Origin of the sequence: Cohaesibacter sp. CAU 1516 (genome assembly GCF_005771485.1) — a bacterium.
Lineage (GTDB): Bacteria > Pseudomonadota > Alphaproteobacteria > Rhizobiales > Cohaesibacteraceae > Cohaesibacter > Cohaesibacter intestini.
Genome location: NZ_VANT01000006.1, coordinates 187,223 through 207,688 on the forward strand (window position 1 = coordinate 187,223; position 20,466 = coordinate 207,688).

Below are 20,466 nucleotides of genomic sequence, written 5' to 3' on the forward strand. Positions count from 1 at the left end.
AATCTCTGATCATCCAAATTTCTCATTGCTTTCAAACTCTTAATCGGAACGCGCCCATTGGTCCAAAACTTGCTCCTGTAAAGACAAAGGTGACAAACATACAAAGAGGGCGATATGAACCGGTCAGACATCGAAACCATCATTGAAAAAATCGCAAGCGGCTCGGTCGTTCCCTATCTCGGCCCCGGTGTGCTCTATGACGTCCGCCATGACCCATCCGGGGAATCCATGCCCGCCGACAGTGACAGCCTGATCCTTGCCATGAACAGAGGACGCCCGATGGCCCCCAAGCTGATGTATGAGTTCCCGCGCGCGGCAATGAATATTGAGCTCAAGCGCGGCAGGCGTTTCATCGAGCAATTTCTAACCAAACTCTATGGTGCGGAAAAATGGAGCCGCGCCGCCCTGCATGACTGGCTCGCCAGCCTCAAGCCCGCCTATGTCATCGACATCAACCGCGATTTGCAATTGCAGCAAAGCTATCAGCAGGTGCCGCATCTGCTGGTCCGGGGCATCGCCCGGATTGGCGGCACCGATTATCGCTTCATGCTGCATCAACATGACGGCGAGACCTATCGCGGCGTAACAATCGAGGAGGCCGACACCAGCCTGCCGATCCTCTTCAAGCCGTTGGGCTCGCCCCTGCCGCACTCGACCTATATTGCCTCGGACGCCGACTTTGTCGATTATCTCACCGAATTGATGGGCGGCTTTGGTGTGCCTGCTTTCCTCAAAAGCCAACGCAAAGGCAAGCAATATCTGTTTCTCGGCATGCGCTTCACCCGCGACACCGAGCGGATGGTGATGTCGGACATCATTCATGACGCAGCCGAGGAAGCTGGCTGGGCACTGATCCCCAATCCCACCGACAAGGAGCGTCGTTATTGTGCCAAGAAGGGCATCACCATCATCGAAATGGACCTGCCCCGCTTCCTTGACCTTGCCCAAACGGCTGCCTTTGCCTGACAGAGCCGACGAAAAACCAGTTGCGCGCCTGATGGGAACATGCAAGGGAACAGGCAAGGAAGGGCTGACAGGGTGCGCCACAATCCAAAAAGGCAGGCACCAGACCGATTTCAGCCACCAAGGACCAGACCCAAAAGGACGATATAATGAGCGAATTGCCACCCTGCCCCAAATGCGGCTCGGCCTATTGCTATGAAGATGGCCCCCTGATCATCTGCCCCGAATGCGCCCATGAATGGTCGCCTGCGGCAGCCGCCGCCGAAGCAGAAGCCAGCGTCATTCGCGATGCCAACGGCACCCCGCTGGCCGATGGCGACACCGTCACCGTTATCAAGGATCTGAAAATCCGCGGCACCAATGACGTGGTCAAGGTTGGCACCAAGGTGAAGAATATCCGTGTTGTCGGCGGCGACCACGATATCGACTGCAAAATTCCGGGCATCGGCCCAATGGGGCTGAAGTCGGAATTCGTCAAGAAAGTCGCCGACTGAGCTCAGTCAGCCGAAAAGACAAAAGGGCATGACCGCTTTTCCGATCCTGCCCTTTTTGTTGCAACCACCGAAGCAGCAGTCACTCGAACATGCCATCCTCGGCAAAGCAGACTTTATATTCTGAGCAGGTCTCACACGAAGGCGAACGGCACAGAATGAAGCCCTCTTTGGCACAGAGCTGGCGGTAGAAGAATTTCTTCCAGCGCATATTCTTGTCATTCTGCGCGGCCAGCGGGCGGAAATTGTGCAACAACATCTGCCCCAAAAATGGACGAGAAAAAAGCCCCAGATCCGACCAGAGATGGTCTGACCCCATGCAGCCCGTCGCGATGATCTGGGCCATCCAGACCTCGCTGTCCGACAGCCCACTGCGATGCTCCAGCAGCAGGCTGCGCACGTCATCAAGTTCCGGTGCCCGCTCCGGTTCGATCTCCAGCCGCACCTCACAGTCCATGCGATCAAGCGATGGAAAATGATAGGCCAGCAAGGCCTCAAACGCGGCCTTATCCAAACCCAGAAATCGCGGCATCGCGCCTTGGCCAACCATCCAACTGGCCAAGATTTGCGACAGAAAATCAGCATTGGGATCCGGACGCGCAGCAGCCCTCAGATGCGCATAGGGCGCCTGAGGGCTTAGAGACTGATCCAGCATCACAGCAGACCTGCTACCCATCAGGCACGCTCATAGGTGACGCGGATATCTTCATCACGCACGATCATCTGACAGGCCAGCCGCCAGTCGCTGGGCATATCATTGACGATGATCTGCTCCAGATCGTCCTTGCTGATCTTGCCGATCTCGCGCAGGACGGTCTTTTCCTTGTCGGTCATATGCACGCCCATATGGGTCGGCCCGCCGTCAATATCAGTCACCTTGATGACACAAGATCCGCATTCGCCATCGCCACAGTCAAAGGCAATCGGCACTTTAAATTCCTTGGCCAGCGACAGCACGGTTTTCTTGTGGCTGCCCGCAGGCGCATAAATTTCCATCTCGTCAAATTCGGGATGCTGGAAGATGATTTTCGGCATCTTGTTTCTCCTACATGGTTGGAGCAAATCAGGCAGGCTTGACGATTGTCTCGCCTTCGCCAATCACCTGTGCCTGACAGGCAAGACGCATATCCTTGCCCGCCATATTTTCCTTCAGCACCTTGTCCTCGAGCACCGACGGCTCGGACAGATTGTCCATGCCCTCATCGACACTCATCAGACAGGTGCCGCAATCCCCTTCGCGGCAGCCATAAATGATCCCGGCCCCCACTTTCTCGGACACTTCGATCACCCGCGTCCCTGCAGGCACATTGACCGATACGTCGATATCTCCAAATGTCAGCTTTCCTTTTGCCATGGTCTTCTCCTTGGTCACTATGGTCCAAACCCATCGGCAACCAAGCGGTCCGTTCCGCTTGCTGATGGGCGTCAAATTCGATATGTCAGCACCCGCTTCGGTGCCTAAAGATCGGCAAAGTCGACAACTTTCGGCTTTGCCTTGCCGCACAAGGTCTCTGCGATTGACCGGCCAAAGGCCGAGCAATCTTCCAGCTCTTGTTCGGTTGGATGAAACTTGATGCGGACACCCTTTTCCGGCACCCGTATTTTGAGACCGCGCAGCCGGTCTTCAATCATCGGCACCGCTTCCCCGGACCAGCCATAGGATCCAAAAGCAGCACCAAATTTACCTTTGGTTTCAATCGAAATCAGGGATGCCAAAACGTCCCAGACCGGCTTGACCGCATCGCCATTGATGGTCGGCGAACCAAAAACCAGACAATCCGCCTCTTCAATCAGATCAACAAAGGGATCTGTCTCGCCCCCTTGCAAATCATAAAGCGACACCCGCACCCCATCGACATCACTCGCCCCCTCATAAACCGAGCGGGCCATATCGGCTGTCGCGCCATAGGCGCTCATATAAAAGATCAGAAGGCTTTTTTCCTTGCCCTCCATCTCGTTGGGCAACCGCGAGGCCGACAGCGAGCGATAGCTCCGCACATACTCCATCGGATGATCCCGCAGGATCGGCCCGTGCGACGGGGCAATCAGGGCAGGTTCCAGCGGCTCGATCTTGTCCATCGCCTCCAAGACAAAACGCTTGAAGGGCCGCATGATGTGTTTGAAATAATATTCAAACGAAAAGCGGAAATCCCCAACCAGATCATTGTAAAGCCGCTCATCGCAAAAGTGACTGCCAAACACATCGCAGGAAAACAGGATCTTCTCATCCTCGATCCAGGTGCATTTGGTTTCTGGCCAATGCAGATAGGGCGTATGGACAAAGGTCAGCGTCCGGTCACCGAGCGACACCTGATCCCCATCATTGGTCAGTGTGTAGGCATACATCTCCAACTCGTCCTTCAGCGTCGCATTGAGCAGCTTCAGACCCCGGTTGGAGACATAGATTCGGGCCTGTGGCGCCCGCCGCATCAATTCCGGCGCAGCCCCCACATGGTCCGGTTCCAGATGGTTGAGAATGACCGCTGTGATGTCCTCATAGGCAACCACCTGCTCGAGGCGCTCGAAAAAGGCGTCGGAGAATTCCTCCTTCACCGTGTCGATCACCGCCACCCCTTCGCTGCCGCGCACCACATAGGCATTGTAGGTCGTGCCGTTGGCGGTCTTCAAAATCAGATCGAACACCCGCAAATCAGGGTCAAAGGCCCCGACCCAATGGATATCCTTGGCAATCTCGACCGCTTTTGCGTTTTTATTCATGGTCACGTTCCTTAAAGGATCCCTTCGGCCACCAAGGCGGCGATACGCTCAGGCGGAATGCCGGTCAGCGAGCCGGGCGGATTGACCACCTCACCGAATGGATCAAGGATCGCCCCTTCCACCGGGCAAATACTGGCGCATTGGGACACCGCATAATCCCCGTCGCAATGACTGCAGGCCCGGCTGTCTATGACAAACCGACTCTCCCCTTGCGCAATCGCCTTGGTTGGGCAGGCATCCATGCAGGCATGGCAGGACACACAAAGATCACTGATCTGATAGCTCATGCTCGTCTCCTCACACTTCCATCTCAGGCACTGATTGGCCGGGTTGTGGCAGCAGCGTCCAGAGCACCGCTCTCATACAATTCGCGATAAACCGCCATCACGGCACCAGCGATCGGCTCCATGGCATGCTCGCCATTGGGCGCGATGCCCGCCGCCTCCAATTGATCCCACGGCTCAAAGCCGATCTTCGAGCAAAGCACCGCTTCACAATCTGAAAGCATCCGTATGGTCTTTTGCAGTGTGGTTTCCCCATCGCCGCAACTGGTGTCGCCGCTGCAATATTGCGCGGTCTTGCGATGGCCAACCAGCCGCGCCCCAGCAGGCGAGGCTTCATAGATCATGAATTCCTTGGCATGGCCGAAATGCTGGTTGATCAGCCCCTGCCCTTTGCTGGCCACGGCCATCTGGACCGGGCGCAAATCGGCAGGAAGACCAGAAAGGGTCTTGCCTGTCTGGCCAACCGACAGGCCATTATAGGTGAAGAGGGTTCGGGTGCTGCCAGATTCCAACTGCAACTGCGCTTTGAGGTCGGCGGCACGTTCTTTCTTCCGCGCCCGGTCCGCCTCGATCTGCGCATGGACCTCGGCCCGCTCTTTCATCGCCGCCTGATAGTCGATCTCCAACCCGTCAATCTTGGCGAGCGTGAAGTCCTCGCCCCTGTCTTCCCCCAACAGGCCCACCGCGTCGGCGCGGCATTGGCGGCAATGGCGCATCATATTCATATCGCCACAGGCATCTTGCAGCGTGGTCAACTCGGCCTGCGTTGGCCCACGCTGGCCCATCACCCCATAATAGGTGCCATGCTCGGCTTCAGCGATCAGCGGCATAACATTATGCAGAAACGCCCCCTTGGCGCGGATCACCTTGCTGACCTCTTCCAAATGGGCATCATTGACGCCGGGGATCATCACCGAATTGACTTTGACCAGAATGCCCTTCTCGATCAGCATCTCAAGGCCGAGCAATTGCCGCTCAAGCAGAATTTTCGCCGCTTTCACCCCGCGCATGCGGCGGTTCTTCCAAAAGATCCAAGGATAGATCTGCGCCCCGATTTCCGGGTGCACCGCATTGATGGTGATGGTCACATGATCGACATTATACTGGGCCAATTCCTCAACACAGTCCGGCAAGGCCAGCCCGTTGGTCGAGACGCAGAGCTTGATATCCGGGGCTTTTTGCGACAATTGACGAAAGGTCTCGAAGGTGCGCGCCGGATTGGCCAGTGGATCGCCGGGACCAGCCACCCCCAAAACCGTCATTTGCGGGATCGAAGCGGCCACCGCCAACGTTTTGCGGATGGCCTGCTCCGGGGTCAACACTTCAGAGACAACACCGGGACGGCTCTCATTGGCGCAATCATATTTGCGATTGCAATAATTGCACTGGATGTTGCAGGCCGGTGCCACCGCCACATGCATACGGGCATAATGGTGGTGCGCCTCTTCGGAATAGCAGGGATGGTCTTTGATCCGGTCGCGAATGCTGTCGGGCAGCGCGTCAACATGGTCCTTGGAACTGCCACAGGACACCTGCGTGCATCCGTCTGCATCTTTCTGCTGGTCTGGCCCGAACACATCCATGCTCCGCGTCCCCTTATTGCGAAAAGTCAAAGTCGATTGAGACTTTGCAAGGGGCGTGCCAGCAGCTTAATTTCAAACCAAAACATTGAATTAAAAAGGAAAATTCAAACACTCATACAGATCATGATTGTCGACTATCTGACAATCGGAGGGAAGGATGTGTGCACGTTTCACAACAATCCTCTTCCCCTTCATGTGTCATATCTTGCGCACCGAAATGCCGAGGATCTTGATCCGATAGGCGATCTGGCGTGGTGTCATGTCGAGCAAGCGTGCGGCCTTGGCCTGCACCCAGCCAGCCTCTTCCAAAGCGGCAATCACCCGCTCACGTTCATCGAGTTCTTCGTCATGCCAGGCCTTGGCTGGTGTGGTGGAGGGTTCGGCGGCATGCGAGGCACTTTTAAGGATCGGCGGCAGGGGTTGAGACGGCACCCCGACCAGAGCTTTTTCCGGCAATCCGGTCAACGACACGGTCTCCCGGTCAATGATACCGGTTGGGCTCATCACGCTGGCCCGCTCAAGACAATTTTCCAGCTCCCGCACATTGCCCGGCCATGTATGCCGCATCAGCAGACGGATAGCACTATCCTTCAGCGTCAGCGGACGGCCTTGCTGGCTTCCGATCTTGGCGATCAGAAAACGCGCCAGGTCGGGAATGTCATCCATTCGATCCTGCAGCGAGGGCATATTGATCGCCATCACATTCAGCCGGTAATAGAGATCTTCGCGGAAGTCGCCATTTTCAATTGAGGCTTCGAGATCCTTGTTGGTTGCCGCGATGATCCGCACATCGACCTTGATGGTCTTGTTGCCGCCCACCCGTTCAAACTCACCTTCCTGCAACACCCGCAGCAGCTTCGATTGAAAGGCCGGCGTGATCTCGCCAATTTCATCAAGAAACAGGGTGCCCCCATCCGCCTCCTCAAACCGTCCCTTGCGCATCGAGGTCGCACCGGTAAAGGCCCCTTTCTCGTGGCCAAACAATTCGGATTCGAGCAGATTGTCTGGTAAGGCTGCACAATTGAGCTTGAGGATTGGCTCATGCGCCCGCGGCGAATTATAGTGGATGGCATTGGCAATCAGCTCCTTGCCCGTGCCGCTTTCCCCGCGGATCAGCACCGTGGTGTTCCATTTGGCCACCAGCCGAACCTGATCAAACACCATCCGCATGGCTTCGGTCTCGCCGACAACATTCTCAAAACCATGCTGCCGTTTGACCCGGCGACGCAGACTGTCCCGCTCGGCCCGCAATTCATTCTGTTCCGCCTGCACAGCGCTAGACAGCTGCAACACGCGCCCGATGAGGGAAGCGATCATCTGCACCAGTTTGGCATTGTCCTCCAGAAAGCGATCACCATTGTTTGGTTGCACCGCGAGCACGCCCACGGCCACATCGCCACCAGTGAAAATCGGTGCACCAATGAAGGGGAGATCCGGGTCATACATGCCCAGACGATCGAGAAAGCGCGGCTCGTCCGCAATCCGGCGCACAAGGATCAGTTTTTTCTCGCTCAGAATCGATCCGACAATGCCTTCGCCGGGTTGGTAACGCACATTCTTGGTATAGATCGAATGGTCCTGATGCATGTCGGTGATCTTGAGATCTCCGCTTGTCTCATCGACCAAACAGATCATGCCATAGTGAAGGCGTCCTTCCTCATGCAACAGCTTCAAAACCTCTTGCGAGGTTTCCTCAAGATTGAGGGATTGGCCAAGCAACTGGCTGACCTGATACAGGGTGTCCAGCTCCTGACGATAAAAGGAGCAATAAACAGGATGAGGGCAAACGCCCTCTGTCCTGTTGGGCGGGCTTGGTCTAGAAGATGGATCGGCTCTCATATCACTCGCAATCTCCGTGCTGATCAACAAGCAGGCATTGTGATGCAGAGGAAGCAGCCGGAGCTGCCGTTGCTTCTGATCTCCATCTCCCCATGGAGTTCGGTTAAAATCTGATGGGCAATGGCCAACCCCATGCCCGAGCGATGCTTGGTCCCACGCCAAGCGGTAAAGAAGGGTTCGAACACTTTCGCACGCAGAGATTTTTCTATGCCAGGGCCACTGTCATGAATGCTAATCTCGATCATTCCATCTTGCGCGGTTGTCGAGCGAATGCTGACATCCCGCCCCTTTGCCCCCTCCTGTCCCACGGCGATAATTGCATTGGACAGCACGATGCGAAGCAGGATCCTGAGGCCGATTTCGTCGCCAAAGGTCATCGGCAAATCGGATTTGGCCCGCCAGTCGACAACAATCCCGTTATAGGCAAGATCATCGGCCAAGATGACCAGACAATCGCGAATGGCTTCATTCACATTGACCGGCCCATGCACCACATGCTTCTTGTCCGGCTCCGAGAGCCTGAGGGTCTCAATCGCTGCGTGGCCGGACTCCAGCGCTTCATCCAGCGCATATTCCATCGGCGTGCAATGATGCTCCCGATTCTGGTCCTGGTCCTGCAAATGACAGCGATTGAGATTGTTCGACATCGCCTGCACAACATTCAGCGGTTTTTGCAACAGATAGAGCGCCCCATCGATCATCTCGCGGGTGCGATACTCCATTTCCGTCTCCGCCATGCGGGCCCGGATGGCATGCAGCCGAGCCTTCTCATATTGCTGCTTCTGAAAGTCGATCAACTGACAGTGGCTCGCGCATTCCATCGAAGGCCCCAAAGCAGGGCCAGAGGAAGGAATCGCGGAATGGACGGGCCCCGACATTGGCTTGATAGATAGGTCTGACATGGCTATGCAGCTTCTCTTTGATCATTCACCAGAAAAGCAATGCAAAATACGTGCCGAAGAAGATTCCTTGAATTTCTTAGATATTTTTACGTCCAAATGTCATCTTTGCTACAAAAAAAAGCCGATCAAAGTCAAAATTGTAGCAATCTTCTCACAAATACGTAATTGCACTACGTATATCTTCCTTCAAGATTTCCGCCACCTTTGCGCCTTCTATCCAGATAAAAAGTAACTTGGCACGGTTAATGCAGATTGCCAGTTGACGACTTGAAATCAACAAGCAATTGGCTAGGCGTATCATGGAAAATTTGTTGCTCATTCTGCTGGAAACCGCACTGGTCAACAATGTTGTACTGGTCAAGTTCCTTGGGCTTTGTCCCTTCCTCGGGGTGTCGAACAAATTGTCTTCGGCCATCGGCATGGGCTTTGCCACCACCTTCGTGCTGACCATTGCCGCGACCGCCAGCTGGACAATCGAACGCATGGTTCTCCAGCCCTTCGATCTTGGCTATCTGCGCATCCTGACGCTCATTCTGGTGATTGCCTCTGTGGTGCAGTTTACCGAACTGGCGATCAAGAAGCTGTCGCCCTTTCTGCATCAGGGACTGGGCATCTTCCTACCGCTGATCACCACCAACTGTGCGGTGCTCGGCGTCGCCCTGCTTACCATCCAGGAAGACCATTCCTTTCTCGAAAGCCTTCTGTTCGGCTTTGGCGCGGCGATGGGCTTCACCTTGGTGCTTGTCCTGTTTGCGGGTCTGCGCGAGCGCCTGAAATTCGCCGACGTGCCGACCATTTTCGCCGGCACGCCAATTGCCTTTCTGACCGCCGGTTTCCTCAGCCTGTCCTTCATGGGCTTTGCCGGGCTTGTCTCTCACTAATGACCGGATGGATGGAGCAACGCATATGATGGAAGCAACGATCACTCTTCTGACGCTGGGCGTCGTACTAGGAGGATGCCTCGGCCTTGCCGCACTCTATTTACGCGTCGAAGGCAACCCCATCGCAAGCGAGCTGGAAACCATGATGCCCGGCACCAATTGTGGCCAATGCGGCTTTCTGGGCTGCGCGGCCGCAGCCAACGCGCTGGCAAGCCGCGAAGCTGGCGTCACCCTCTGCCCGCCCGGCGGCAAGACGCTGGCAGCCGGGCTCGCAGACAAACTGGGCATCGAGGCCGACCTGACCGAGGTTGGCGACAGTGGCCCGATGATCGCTTTTGTTTTTGAAGACCTTTGCATTGGCTGCACCAAATGCCTCAAGCGCTGCCCGACCGACGCGATCATTGGCGCTTCGAAACAGCTGCACGGGGTGGTCGATGATGCCTGCACCGGCTGTGAGAAATGCGCTGATGTCTGCCCAACCGGAGCCATCACCATGCGCAGAGAAAATGCCACCCTGCAGACATGGCACTGGCCAAAACCCGAATTGCCCTTGGCAAGCTGACAGGAGCTGGTAATGAAACTGTTCAAGATCAAAGGCGGCATTCACCCCAAAGGGCGCAAGGAAGCAACGTCGAACAAAGCGATCCAATCGATCCCGCTGCCCACCATGCTGCGGATTCCCCTGCAACAGCATATCGGGGCGCCCGCCACCGCTCTGGTTGAAAAGGGTGATCTGGTCAAAAAGGGCCAATTGCTGGCCAAGGCCCGCGGGGCCGTGTCGGCCAATATCCACGCCCCCACCTCAGGCCGGATCATTGCCATTGGCCGTTTCATCGCGCCCCATGCCTCCGGCCTACCCGGCACCACCATCACCCTGCGCCCCGATGGGGAAGAGGCTTGGGCAGACCGACCACCCCCTCTTGACCCAGACACCGCCCCTGTCGATGAGTTGGCGAAGCGGGTCGCTGAGTGCGGCATTGTCGGGCTGGGCGGCGCGACCTTCCCTTCCGGCGTCAAGCTCAATCTGCGCAACCGGTATGATCTGAAGCTACTGGTCATCAATGCCGCAGAATGCGAGCCTTATCTCACCTGCGACGACCGCCTGATGCGCGAACGGGCCGAAGATGTGCTGACCGGGGTGCGCATCATGGCCCGGACGTTGGGGGTTGAACGCACCAACATCGCCATTGAATCCAACAAGCCCGAGGCGACCGCAGCCTTGAGAAAAGCTGCCAAGGCATCGGGGACTTCGGCAATCGAGATTGTCGAAGTCCCCGCCCGCTACCCGATGGGCTCGGAAAAGCATCTCGTTCAGACCCTGACCGGCAAGGAAACCCCGGCCCGTGCCCTGACCGCCGATATCGGCGTGGTGGTGCATAATGTCGCCACCGCCTATGCCATCCAGCAGGCTGTGTGCCATGGCCGCCCGCTCATTTCGCGCATCGTCACGCTCAGCGGCGAAGCAATGGCTGAGGGCGGCAACTTTGAGGTCTTGCTCGGCACGCCGGTCTCCCATCTGGTTGAGCAAGCAGGTGGCTTGAAACATGACCCGGACCGCCTGATCATTGGCGGCCCGATGATGGGCCAGCCCCTCTCCAGCCTGCGCGCGCCAATCATCAAGGGCATCAATGGCATTTTGGCCTTGGGCCAAAAGCAAAAACAAGCCCCAGCGCAAATGCCCTGCATTCGCTGCACCTCTTGCGCGGCGGCCTGCCCCTGTGGCCTCACCCCCTTTGACATGGCCCAGCGCATCCGCAGTGACGAACTCGACAGCGCCGTTGATATTGGCCTGCTCGATTGCATCGGCTGCGGCTCCTGCGCCTATGTTTGCCCGTCGAATATCCCACTGGTGCAATATTTCAACTATGCCAAGGGCAGCCTGACCGCCAAGCAGCGGGCCGACCACAAACAGGAAGAGACCAAGCGTCTGGTCCAGACCCGCGACGCGCGGATGGAAAAGATGCGGCGTGAAAAGCAAGAAGCCATGGCCCGCATGAAGGCGGAGCGCGCAGCCAAGAAAGCGAAAGAAGAACAACAAAAGCAAGCCGCCGCTGCGGCCCAAAATGCCGACACAGAAACCAAAATCAAGGTGGAAGCATGAGCATGACCGACGTCACAAGCGGCCCGTTCCTCCATTCTGGAGCCAGCGTTTCCCGCACAATGGGGCTCGTTATCCTCGCGCTGGTCCCCTCAACAGCCTTCGGGCTTTATCTCTATGGCTGGCCTGCCATCACGCTGTTTGTGGTGACCATCAGCTCAGCCCTTTTGTTCGAGGCCATTGCCCTGAAACTGGCCGGAAAGCCGATCCTGCCTTTCTTAACCGATGGCTCAGGCCTGTTGACCGGCTGGTTGCTGGCCATGACCCTGCCCCCTTGGGCCCCTTGGTGGATTGGCCTGATCGGATCAATGATCGCCATCCTGCTGGCCAAACATGCCTTTGGCGGCCTTGGCCAGAACATTTTCAACCCGGCCATGATCGCCCGCACGGTGCTGTTGATTTCCTTTCCAGTGCAAATGACCCAATTCCTGCCGCCCCTGCCACTCAGCAGCGCCAATGCCCCCGGCTTTCGTGAAGGGATCGGGGTCGTGCTCACCGGCCATGCGGGACTGGATGCCCTTTCGGGCGCCTCTCTGCTCGGCTCGATCAAGACGCAACTGGGTCAGGGCGAAACACTGCCCAGCATTCTCGCCAGCCTATTTGACATGCGCGATGCAGCCATCGGGTCGATTGCGGGGTCCATGGGCGAGACCTCTGCCTTGCTTGCCCTGCTCGGCGGCCTTTTCCTGCTGATCACGCGGGTCATCAGCTGGCACATCCCGGTCTCGATGATTGCCGCGATGGTGGCTCTTTCCACCCTCTGCCACAGCCTCAACCCCGATCTCTATCTTGGCCCGGATGTGCATCTGCTCTCAGGAGCCTTTCTCTTCTCGGCCTTTTTCATCGCCACCGATTATGTCACCGCACCGGGCACCGACAGGGGCAAGATCATTTTCGGCGCAGGCATCGGCATGCTCACCTTTGTCATCCGCACATGGGCTGCCTACCCGGAAGGGGTCGCCTTTGCGGTCCTCTTGATGAATGCCACCGCACCGCTGATTGATGCCTATGTCCGGCCCCGGATCTATGGCCGCACCCGCAAGGGCACCCCGCTCAGTTACCCTGATGACCACACCAAAGGACCAACGTCATGAGCGGCGAGGCAGACATCAATAGGGCTCCGGCAACAAGCCTTGCTGAACGGACCCACAAATTGGGCATCTGGATCGGCACCCGCTTTGAGGCCATCCGCAGCAACCCGCTCTATCTGGCCCTGTTGCTTGGTTTCTTCTCGGTCGTCAGCGCCCTCACCCTGTCCTCGGCCTTTCTTGCCACCGAAGAGGCCATTGACCTGCGCCACAAGGAAGATTTGCAAAAGTCTCTTGCGCTGGTGATCCCGGACGATCGCCATGACAATGATCTGGTCACCTCTGCCTTCACCCTCAAATCAGAGGATGGCATCGAAAAGCTGGTCTATCCGGCTCGGCTGGGCGGTCAGCTGGAGGCGGTTGCCTATCAGACCACAGCACTCGGCTATGGCGGCCCAATCCTCGTCTTGCTCGGCGTTGACAAGGATGGCCAATTGCTTGGTGTCCGGGTCTTGCAGCATGCAGAGACTCCGGGACTGGGCGACAAGATCGAAGCCGACCGCAGCGACTGGATCACACGCTTTGCCGGTCTGTCTCTTGGCAATCTGCTGCCGGAAAAATGGGCGGTGAAAAAGGATGGCGGGGCCTTTGACCAATTTTCTGGCGCCACCATCACGCCACGCGCCGTGGTTCGCTCGGTCAAGCAAGGCCTTCAATTTTTCGAGCAGAACAAAGCCAAGCTGCTGGCCCAGCCGTCAGACAAGTCGAAAGGATAGAGGATCATGCGCTACCGTGACATCACACTGGAAGGCCTCTGGACCAACACGATCGTCTTCTCCCAGACCTTGGCCCTTTGCCCGCTTTTGGCGGTCACCAGCACCGCCACCAACGGCCTTGGTCTTGGACTGGCAACAACGGCGGTTCTGGTGGCCTCCGCCTTTGTCATTGCCTTGCTGCGCACCATGATCGAGCCGGAAATCCGCATCCCGGCCTTTGTGCTGATCATTGCGGCGCTCGTCACCATCGTCGACCTCTATATGAATGCTTATCTGCACGATCTTTACAAGATTCTGGGCCTCTTCATTCCGCTGATCGTCACCAACTGCGCCATCCTTGGCCGGGCCGAAAGCTTTGCCTCCAAAGCCAAAATTCTGCCCGCCATGGTGGATGGCCTGATGATGGGCGTTGGCTTTACCATCGCGCTGGTGCTGCTCGGCTCGGTGCGCGAGATCCTCGGCTCCGGCACCTTGTTCGCGGGGGCTTCTCTGCTCTTGGGGCCGTCTCTGGCTTTTCTCGAGCTTGAAATCCTCCCGAATTATGACGGTTTTCTGCTGTTTGTCCTGCCCCCCGGAGGCTTCATCCTGCTTGGTCTGATCCTCGTCGGCAAACGGCTGATTGACCGGGCCATTGAGGAAAGGGCCAAACCTCAGGTGACCCCTGAAAAGCCGGTTGGCAAGCAGATCACTCTATAGGAGCCTCCCATGAATATCGGCGTTGCTTATGTCACCCCCATTCACAAGGTCTGGATCCGAATGGAAATGCCAGATGATTGCTCGGCAGAAGAAGCGATCACCCGATCAGGCATCCTGACCCAGTTCCCCGAGATCGATCTCAGCGCACAAAAGGTCGGCATCTTTGGCCGCATCGTCAAGCTCACCCAGCGGCTGGAAGACGGGGACCGGGTTGAAATCTATCGCCCCATCACGGTCGATCCCGATCAGGTGGAACGCCGGGACATGTAATCACGCGCCCTAATAAACATCCCGCTGATAGCGATGGTCCTTCGTCAGCTGATCCATATAGGCATCGACCCCCGCGGCATCCAGCTTGCCATGGGTCGCGATAACCCGCCGGATGGCTTTATCGACATCGGACGCCATGCGGCTGGCATCGCCACAAATATAGATCGCGGCCCCAGCCTCAAGCCAGTCAAAGAAAGTCGCTCCGTCCTTCTCGATCAAATGCTGGACATATACTTTCTCTGTGCTGTCCCGTGACCATGCAAGGCTCAACCGGGTCAGAAGACCACTCGCCGCCCAACCTTCGATCTCGCCCCGATAGAGATAATCCGTCGCCTGATGTTGGTCGCCGAAGAAGAGCCAATTGTCGCCGGTTGCCTGCCGCATTTCACGTTCTTCCAAAAAGGCATGGAACGGCGCGATGCCTGTGCCCGGGCCGATCATGATCACCGGCTTGCTGTCGTCTTCGGGCAGATGGAAATGTCCCGATCGCTGGACATAAACCCCGACGCTGCCGCCAAGCGCCAGCCTTTTGCCCAGAAAGGTAGAGGCCACCCCCTGCCGTTTGTGACCCTCCAGATCATAATGGACCTCTCCGACTGTCAGATGCACTTCACCGGGATGCTTTTTCGGGCTGGAGGCAATCGAGTAAAGGCGCGGCTGCAGCGGTCGCAGCCCATCGACAAAGGCCTGCGCATCAAGATCTGGAACACCAGCTCTGAGCAGATCAATCACATGAGCATCTTCAAACGGACGCTCGACGCCCCATGCCTCAAGGGTCGCGGGCGTCACCGTCACGATATCAAGCTTGGTCAGCACCGCCGAACGCAGCTTGCAGGCACCGGATTTGAGATTGACCACCTCCCGACCTGTGAGCCCAAGCAAGGCAAGGATCTCATTGGCCAGCTCCGGCGCATTAACCGGCCAAACCCCAAGAGAGTCGCCGACTGAATAATCAAGATCCTCGCCACCACCGGCGAGTGAAATCTCCACATGATTGACCCTCTTGGCCGATCCATCGCCACTCAGGCAATCCGCACCCATCAGGGAGGCAAGGAAAGGATGGTTTTTGTCAAAGGCAGGCCCGGCTTCTTCTGCGTCTGCCACGCCCGCTGCCCCTGCGGCAGAAGCAAAAGGCTCAGACAGGAAAACCGCCTCTTTCCAAGCGGCATAATCCTCATCATAGGCCACATCGCAGCTCACCAGCGCTGCGGCCCGCGTTGCGCCCAACTCGGCCAGACGCGCATCCAGATCGGTGCCCACCTTGTTGAAATGCGGATAGGAACTGTCTCCGAGACCACAAACACTGAAATTAAGGCTGGCAGGCAGTGAGGGCGCATCGACCGCCATCAAAGCCTCATAGAATTTCTTTGCATTGTCCGTTGGTTCCCCCTCGCCGAACGTCGCCGCAAGGATCACCACATGATTGAGGCTGACCAGATCCTCTGGCGTCACGGAATCCAACTCTCCAATCTCCGCCTCAAAGCCCTTGGTCTTGGCATATTTGCGCAAATCCTTGGCCAAGGATTCCGCCGTGCCGGACTGGGAGCCAAACAGGATTTTCAGTGCCGTGCCCGCCTCATTTTCAGCACCGTCCCCCTTTGCCGCTGCGGCAATGGCAAAGAGGCCAGTCATCAAACCATTCAACCAATTGCGTTGCTCGCTGTCGAAAGGCGCGTCCTCCGGGATAAAGTGCGGTGCATTCTGGGCATTGGCCTGACCAATCGCCGTAGCGAGCCGGGCAAGCATCTCTGGATCTTGTTTGGTCATCTCACATCCCTCAACTTGCTCGCTCAAGCAGGCTCGGCAATTGCTCGTCCGTCAGGCTGCGGGCATAGCTCAAAAAGCTCTGGCCGGGTGCCCGCTGGTTCAGATAATTGCTGATCACGGTGCCCACGATGGCCTCCAGTTCATCGGACCCGATCGGACCACACAGGGGCCGCCCAATCCCACGATCTGTGTCACTGCCCCCGCCCAGCACCACGAAATAGCCCTCGCTGCCATCGGGCATGGTCGCCCCCACCAATCCAATATCGCCGATATAATGCTGTGCGCAGCTATTTGGGCAGCCGGTGAGGTGAATATTGAGGGGCTGATCGAGACGGAAGGTCTGCTCCAGATGCCGGATCAGCCGCGTGCCATCGGCCTTGGTATGGGCAAGACCAAACTTGCAGCCCCATTTTCCTGTACAAGCCACGCCACCTGCCGCGAAGGCCGTCGCCTTGGTCGCGATGCCAGCGGCATTCAGCTCGGCCTCGGCAAGGGAAAGCTGATCATCTGGCACATGCGGAATGAGAATATTCTGCCAGACAGTCAGCCGCAGATCATTGCCGCCATAGTGCATCGCCACCTTGCCAATGGTCCGCATCTGCTCCGGCGACAAGCGCCCCATTTCCAGCGCGACGCCGATATAATTGATCCCCACCTCACGCTGGGGATGGACACCAATATGGCCAGACCGGTTCACCGGCGCGCGCGGCGCGTCATGGGCGTCATCAAGCCGGATCAGCTGGAAATCAGCGTCCATTTCCAGCAATTTCTCATCGGTCCGCTTGAGGAACCATTCCACGCCCTTGGCGTCGAGCAGATATTTGAGCCGCGCCTTCTTGCGATTGGTCCGATCGGCATGTTCAACAAAAACATGCAGCATGGCGGCCCCGACCATCACCGTCTGGGCCGGAGTGCAAAGGGCTCCGGTCGCACGGGCCAGATCCTTGTGACCGGAAATGCCACCGAGCGAAATCCGGCAATAAAGTCCAGGCTCGACGCCTGCCTCATTCATCCCGACCCTGACCGCCTGAAAGCAAATATCGTTGCTGTCGCTCACCGACGAAATGGCGCCGCCGCCATCAAAGGAAATGTTGAATTTGCGCGGCAAGCCCTGCAAGGCGCGGCTGTTGAGCACCAGATTGGACAGCCGGATCGTGTAGGGCGACAGGTCAATCAGCTCTTGCGAGTCAAAGCCAGAAGTCGGAGCAGCGGTCATATTGCGCGCACTATCGGCCCCCGATCCATGACAGGACAGGCCTGCCTGATGGATCCTGTCGAGGATCTCGAGCACATTTTTGGGTTCAATTTCGCGCAGCTGCAAATTGCCGCGCGTCGTCACATGGGCATAACCGCCCGCAAGCTCATCAGCAATCTCGGCCATAACCAGCATCTGGTCGCCGCGCATCTTGCAGGCCGGTATGCGCATCCGCATCATGTAACCGGGGCTGTTGGGCGCCACATTGAAAAAGCCCCAATGGCGAAGCAGGAAATTGTCCAGCCCCTCAGCCATTTCATTGCGGTCCGTCCAGCGCTCCAACCGCAAACGCAGATCAAGCGGATGCTGCTGATATTTCGCCAGTTCTTCCTTGCACAAATCCTCAATCGGCGTGCCATGCACCATCTCTGGTTCTGAGCCACCCTGAGCCGTCGACCCATTGCTCGGTGCAAAAGCCTCATGCAGATTGAGCTGCGCAATGGCATCAACGAGATAGGCGATCTGGTCCGGGCTGAAACCCTTCTTTTTCTCAAGCGGTGCATGCATGGCGTGACGATCCTTGCGTCCAGAGGGCTATTGGTCGAAGCGGCATATAACCCAGTGGGAACATCGATATTTTGGTCCCCACTGGGCTCCTTGCAGGTAGGCCTCCTACCAGGCGTTATATTGCAGATACTTGCCGCACATCTCGACCTTGACCCTGTCCCCTTTGGGGCTTGGCACGCGGGTCACACTCATGTCGAAATCGATGGCAGACATGATACCGTCACCAAATTCTTCATGAATCAGCGCCTTCAATGTTGGCCCATAGACGCCGACAATCTCATAGAAGCGATAGATACAGGGATCCGTCGGGACCGCTTGTTCCCAAACCTTGTTCGGGCTTTCCGCCAGCACCTCGGCCGCCTCGTCCGGCAGCCTTAGAACGGACACCAAGGCCTTGGCTTTCTCAAGCGGAAAGGCATTCATTCCAACGCAGGCAGAATGGGTAAAAACTGGCGACATTTCGATCTTCGCGGCAATATCACTCCAGCCCATACCAGCCTTTTTCTTGGCTTCCAGAATAAGAATTGTCACATCATCTTTGGTCAACATCTTGTCTCTCTCCTGTTATTGAATACGGTTTATTGACTGGCAATATAAATGGTCTGGATCAGGCAGATCAGCAGCAGCAAAGCCGAGATGGCTTTCCAAGCCTGCTCCGGCAGCCTGTCAAACAGAGGCCTCTTTGATTGGGATTGATAGCGAAGGCTGGGGGTCCGCATGGCTGCCTCAAACTCAGACAAGGCGTCAAACCGATGCGCCGAAGACGGAGCGACCGCACGCCGCAATGCATCATCGAGCCAATCGGCGATGGCTCGCTTGTCACTGTGGGCGCGTTTGTATCTCAGACGCTTGAGGTCGGAGGCCTTGCGCATCTGCGAAACCTGAATGCCGTAAGGCAACGCGCCAGTCAGAAGTTCATAGGCGATGACTCCTAGGGAAAACTGATCCGATTGCCAGCTGATCGCGTCATGAATGTAATATTCCGGTGCGGTATATTGCACCGTACCCATGATCTCGGCTTCGCTGGCATCAGGGCCTGCTTCCTGCACACCAGCCACATAGACCGATCCGAAATCAATGATGGTCACCCCGAGATCCGGCGTGATGATGATATTTTCTGGCCGCAGATCCTGATGCAGCATTTCCCGCCGATGCAAGGCACGCAACCCCTTGATGATCTGCTCAAGGATTTCCCGGCACATCTCAATGCTGCGATCGGGATTGTCATGCATCCATTGGCGAAGGGTCTGTCCGGCCACATAATCGGTCAGAATATACAGGTGCGAGCGTTGTCCATGGGCCTTGGGTGCGGACATCAAATAGTCACTATCCAGTCGCCTTGCGACCCATTCCTCGATCATGAAACGGCGCATGGCCCGCTCGTCGGCAAGAACTTCGCTGGCCGGTATCTTGAAAGCCGCTTTCTGCCCATCCGGCAGAGCAGCCAGAAAAATGTGTGAGCGGTGATTGGCATGCAGCTCCCGAAGGAGCGTGATGCCGTCAATCACATCTCCTGCCTTTGGGGTAACCGGGAAGGGCTTGAGATCCCCGTCAGGCGAAAAAACCAACGCGTCATCATCAGGCACGCGATCAATCCGCAAGATTTGCAGAGTGGCATTGTCATCACAGCCCCGCGCCATCGCCGCCTCGATGATCTGCCCGGCAGCACGGTCAAGATCGTCAGACGTCGCGATGGCGTCAATAACCAGATCCTTGTCCCAGAATTCGTGCGCCCCATCGGTGCTCAGAATAAAGACGTCGCCTTGCGATAGCCGCTCCTGCCGATAATCGATCTCGACCGCACTGTCGACGCCAAGGGCACGGGACAAGACCGTCTGGCCATCAGCCGTTACGCTGCGATGCGCCCGCGTCAGGGGTTCCAGCGCACTGCCGCAGAGACGCCAGATTCGACTGTCACCAACCGTGAACAAGTGGGCCGACGGCCCTTTGAAGACAACCGCGGCCAGAGTGCAGACATAGCCATGGTCCGGATCGCTGATACCCTTGAAGCAACTTTGCGCATGCAGCCAGCTGTTGGTCGCGCTGATAACACGAGAAATGGAGTTTTTGACCGACCAGGCCTCCGGCGTCGCATAATAATCGCTCATCAGGGATTTGATGGCCGTGTGCGCCGCGGTCCGGCCATGATCCGAGCTGGAGATTCCGTCGGCAATCGCAATCAGAATACCCTTCGAGACCAAGGCCGAACCTTCGGGCAAGCTGGCGCCGTAAAAATCGTCATTGCGTGCCTTGGGACCAGTCGCACTCGCCTGACCAAGGGAGACCATGGCCTTTGCCTTATCAAACAGGTTTGGTGCACTGGATTTCAACAAAGCAAACATCTCTGACTGGGCGTGGAAAGAGCAGGCTGGATGGCAAGACACCACCCAGCCCTTTGGTTTCATCTC

21 protein-coding genes are annotated in these 20,466 nt (G+C 57.1%); 9 read left to right on the forward strand and 12 right to left on the reverse strand.

What is annotated here, in order from left to right; translation table 11 throughout:
• Window positions 1-114: 114 nt before the first annotated feature.
• Both FDK21_RS15805 and FDK21_RS15810 read left to right on the forward strand, forming a co-directional pair.
• A complete protein-coding gene (locus FDK21_RS15805) occupies window positions 115-966 on the forward strand; it encodes an SIR2 family protein (RefSeq protein ID WP_138149726.1) in 852 nt (283 codons plus the stop codon).
• A gap of 146 nt (window positions 967-1,112) precedes the next feature.
• Window positions 1,113-1,457, forward strand: a complete 345-nt coding sequence (locus FDK21_RS15810; RefSeq protein ID WP_114011047.1) for a zinc ribbon domain-containing protein YjdM — start codon at window positions 1,113-1,115, stop codon at window positions 1,455-1,457.
• Between the two features lie 79 nt (window positions 1,458-1,536).
• Here FDK21_RS15810 and FDK21_RS15815 read toward each other — a convergent pair whose 3' ends face one another.
• The 8 genes from FDK21_RS15815 to FDK21_RS15850 form a co-directional block, all read right to left on the reverse strand.
• Window positions 1,537-2,130, reverse strand: a complete 594-nt coding sequence (locus tag FDK21_RS15815; RefSeq protein WP_138149728.1) for a nitrogen fixation protein NifQ — start codon at window positions 2,128-2,130, stop codon at window positions 1,537-1,539.
• Window positions 2,130-2,489 (reverse strand): 2Fe-2S iron-sulfur cluster binding domain-containing protein, encoded by a 360-nt coding sequence (locus FDK21_RS15820; protein ID WP_114011049.1) that lies wholly within the window; start codon window positions 2,487-2,489, stop codon window positions 2,130-2,132. Before FDK21_RS15820 ends, FDK21_RS15815 begins: the two co-directional genes overlap by 1 nt.
• A gap of 28 nt (window positions 2,490-2,517) precedes the next feature.
• On the reverse strand, window positions 2,518-2,808 hold the full coding sequence (locus FDK21_RS15825) for a 2Fe-2S iron-sulfur cluster-binding protein (protein ID WP_138149730.1): 291 nt from the start codon (window positions 2,806-2,808) through the stop codon (window positions 2,518-2,520).
• Window positions 2,809-2,912: 104 nt separating this feature from the next.
• Window positions 2,913-4,172 carry an FprA family A-type flavoprotein gene (locus tag FDK21_RS15830; protein WP_138149732.1) on the reverse strand — a complete coding sequence of 420 codons (1,260 nt, stop codon included), beginning with the start codon at window positions 4,170-4,172 and terminating at the stop codon, window positions 2,913-2,915.
• 11 nt (window positions 4,173-4,183) lie between these two features.
• Window positions 4,184-4,459, reverse strand: a complete 276-nt coding sequence (locus tag FDK21_RS15835) for a 4Fe-4S binding protein (protein ID WP_138149734.1) — start codon at window positions 4,457-4,459, stop codon at window positions 4,184-4,186.
• A 23-nt stretch (window positions 4,460-4,482) separates the two neighbouring features.
• Window positions 4,483-6,039: a nitrogenase cofactor biosynthesis protein NifB gene (gene nifB, locus FDK21_RS15840; RefSeq protein ID WP_138149736.1), complete on the reverse strand. Its 1,557-nt coding sequence runs from the start codon at window positions 6,037-6,039 to the stop codon at window positions 4,483-4,485.
• 198 nt (window positions 6,040-6,237) lie between these two features.
• Complete coding sequence (gene nifA / locus FDK21_RS15845; RefSeq protein WP_138149738.1) at window positions 6,238-7,878, reverse strand: nif-specific transcriptional activator NifA; 1,641 nt, start codon at window positions 7,876-7,878, stop codon at window positions 6,238-6,240.
• 23 nt (window positions 7,879-7,901) lie between these two features.
• Entirely contained in the window at window positions 7,902-8,780 is an 879-nt protein-coding gene (locus FDK21_RS15850; RefSeq protein WP_138149740.1) for an ATP-binding protein, read from the reverse strand.
• A gap of 299 nt (window positions 8,781-9,079) precedes the next feature.
• Here FDK21_RS15850 and rsxA point away from each other — a divergent pair, with 299 nt between their 5' ends.
• From rsxA to FDK21_RS15885, 7 genes are read left to right on the forward strand one after another with little or no spacing between them, the layout of a single operon-like run.
• Window positions 9,080-9,661: an electron transport complex subunit RsxA gene (gene rsxA, locus FDK21_RS15855; protein WP_114011055.1), complete on the forward strand. Its 582-nt coding sequence runs from the start codon at window positions 9,080-9,082 to the stop codon at window positions 9,659-9,661.
• A gap of 25 nt (window positions 9,662-9,686) precedes the next feature.
• Entirely contained in the window at window positions 9,687-10,223 is a 537-nt protein-coding gene (locus tag FDK21_RS15860) for an RnfABCDGE type electron transport complex subunit B (RefSeq protein ID WP_138149742.1), read from the forward strand.
• 12 nt (window positions 10,224-10,235) lie between these two features.
• On the forward strand, window positions 10,236-11,762 hold the full coding sequence (rsxC, locus tag FDK21_RS15865; protein ID WP_138149744.1) for an electron transport complex subunit RsxC: 1,527 nt from the start codon (window positions 10,236-10,238) through the stop codon (window positions 11,760-11,762).
• A gap of 2 nt (window positions 11,763-11,764) precedes the next feature.
• Complete coding sequence (locus FDK21_RS15870) at window positions 11,765-12,853, forward strand: RnfABCDGE type electron transport complex subunit D (protein ID WP_138149746.1); 1,089 nt, start codon at window positions 11,765-11,767, stop codon at window positions 12,851-12,853.
• On the forward strand, window positions 12,850-13,563 hold the full coding sequence (gene rsxG / locus FDK21_RS15875) for an electron transport complex subunit RsxG (protein WP_138149748.1): 714 nt from the start codon (window positions 12,850-12,852) through the stop codon (window positions 13,561-13,563). The genes FDK21_RS15870 and rsxG overlap by 4 nt, the downstream gene beginning before the upstream one ends.
• Window positions 13,564-13,569: 6 nt before the next feature.
• Window positions 13,570-14,259: an electron transport complex subunit E gene (locus FDK21_RS15880; protein WP_138149750.1), complete on the forward strand. Its 690-nt coding sequence runs from the start codon at window positions 13,570-13,572 to the stop codon at window positions 14,257-14,259.
• A 9-nt stretch (window positions 14,260-14,268) separates the two neighbouring features.
• Window positions 14,269-14,529 (forward strand): RnfH family protein, encoded by a 261-nt coding sequence (locus FDK21_RS15885; protein ID WP_138149752.1) that lies wholly within the window; start codon window positions 14,269-14,271, stop codon window positions 14,527-14,529.
• Between the two features lie 9 nt (window positions 14,530-14,538).
• Here the strand turns inward: FDK21_RS15885 and FDK21_RS15890 are convergent, their stop codons facing one another.
• From FDK21_RS15890 to FDK21_RS15905, 4 genes are all read right to left on the reverse strand, one after another.
• Window positions 14,539-16,296, reverse strand: a complete 1,758-nt coding sequence (locus tag FDK21_RS15890) for a flavodoxin domain-containing protein (RefSeq protein WP_138149754.1) — start codon at window positions 16,294-16,296, stop codon at window positions 14,539-14,541.
• 10 nt (window positions 16,297-16,306) lie between these two features.
• Window positions 16,307-18,058 (reverse strand): NirA family protein, encoded by a 1,752-nt coding sequence (locus tag FDK21_RS15895; RefSeq protein WP_138149756.1) that lies wholly within the window; start codon window positions 18,056-18,058, stop codon window positions 16,307-16,309.
• 105 nt (window positions 18,059-18,163) lie between these two features.
• Window positions 18,164-18,607 (reverse strand): cyanase, encoded by a 444-nt coding sequence (gene cynS, locus FDK21_RS15900; protein WP_138149758.1) that lies wholly within the window; start codon window positions 18,605-18,607, stop codon window positions 18,164-18,166.
• A 29-nt stretch (window positions 18,608-18,636) separates the two neighbouring features.
• Entirely contained in the window at window positions 18,637-20,463 is a 1,827-nt protein-coding gene (locus tag FDK21_RS15905; protein WP_138149760.1) for a bifunctional protein-serine/threonine kinase/phosphatase, read from the reverse strand.
• Between the last annotated feature and the right edge of the window lie 3 nt (window positions 20,464-20,466).

Excerpts from the sequence above, each read along its gene's own strand:
- rsxC (WP_138149744.1), top strand. The coding sequence starts at position 10,236 with ATGAAACTGTTCAAGATCAAAGGCGGCATTCACCCCAAAGGGCGCAAG.
- FDK21_RS15825 (WP_138149730.1), bottom strand. The coding sequence starts at position 2,808 with ATGGCAAAAGGAAAGCTGACATTTGGAGATATCGACGTATCGGTCAAT.
- nifA (WP_138149738.1), bottom strand. The coding sequence starts at position 7,878 with ATGAGAGCCGATCCATCTTCTAGACCAAGCCCGCCCAACAGGACAGAG.
- nifB (WP_138149736.1), bottom strand. The coding sequence starts at position 6,039 with ATGGATGTGTTCGGGCCAGACCAGCAGAAAGATGCAGACGGATGCACG.
- rsxA (WP_114011055.1), top strand. The coding sequence starts at position 9,080 with ATGGAAAATTTGTTGCTCATTCTGCTGGAAACCGCACTGGTCAACAAT.
- FDK21_RS15835 (WP_138149734.1), bottom strand. The coding sequence starts at position 4,459 with ATGAGCTATCAGATCAGTGATCTTTGTGTGTCCTGCCATGCCTGCATG.
- rsxG (WP_138149748.1), top strand. The coding sequence starts at position 12,850 with ATGAGCGGCGAGGCAGACATCAATAGGGCTCCGGCAACAAGCCTTGCT.
- FDK21_RS15805 (WP_138149726.1), top strand. The coding sequence starts at position 115 with ATGAACCGGTCAGACATCGAAACCATCATTGAAAAAATCGCAAGCGGC.
- FDK21_RS15830 (WP_138149732.1), bottom strand. The coding sequence starts at position 4,172 with ATGAATAAAAACGCAAAAGCGGTCGAGATTGCCAAGGATATCCATTGG.
- FDK21_RS15850 (WP_138149740.1), bottom strand. The coding sequence starts at position 8,780 with ATGTCAGACCTATCTATCAAGCCAATGTCGGGGCCCGTCCATTCCGCG.
- FDK21_RS15895 (WP_138149756.1), bottom strand. The coding sequence starts at position 18,058 with ATGCATGCACCGCTTGAGAAAAAGAAGGGTTTCAGCCCGGACCAGATC.
- FDK21_RS15815 (WP_138149728.1), bottom strand. The coding sequence starts at position 2,130 with ATGGGTAGCAGGTCTGCTGTGATGCTGGATCAGTCTCTAAGCCCTCAG.
- FDK21_RS15810 (WP_114011047.1), top strand. The coding sequence starts at position 1,113 with ATGAGCGAATTGCCACCCTGCCCCAAATGCGGCTCGGCCTATTGCTAT.
- FDK21_RS15905 (WP_138149760.1), bottom strand. The coding sequence starts at position 20,463 with ATGAAACCAAAGGGCTGGGTGGTGTCTTGCCATCCAGCCTGCTCTTTC.
- FDK21_RS15885 (WP_138149752.1), top strand. The coding sequence starts at position 14,269 with ATGAATATCGGCGTTGCTTATGTCACCCCCATTCACAAGGTCTGGATC.
- FDK21_RS15820 (WP_114011049.1), bottom strand. The coding sequence starts at position 2,489 with ATGCCGAAAATCATCTTCCAGCATCCCGAATTTGACGAGATGGAAATT.
- FDK21_RS15880 (WP_138149750.1), top strand. The coding sequence starts at position 13,570 with ATGCGCTACCGTGACATCACACTGGAAGGCCTCTGGACCAACACGATC.
- FDK21_RS15890 (WP_138149754.1), bottom strand. The coding sequence starts at position 16,296 with ATGACCAAACAAGATCCAGAGATGCTTGCCCGGCTCGCTACGGCGATT.
- FDK21_RS15860 (WP_138149742.1), top strand. The coding sequence starts at position 9,687 with ATGATGGAAGCAACGATCACTCTTCTGACGCTGGGCGTCGTACTAGGA.
- cynS (WP_138149758.1), bottom strand. The coding sequence starts at position 18,607 with ATGTTGACCAAAGATGATGTGACAATTCTTATTCTGGAAGCCAAGAAA.
- FDK21_RS15870 (WP_138149746.1), top strand. The coding sequence starts at position 11,765 with ATGACCGACGTCACAAGCGGCCCGTTCCTCCATTCTGGAGCCAGCGTT.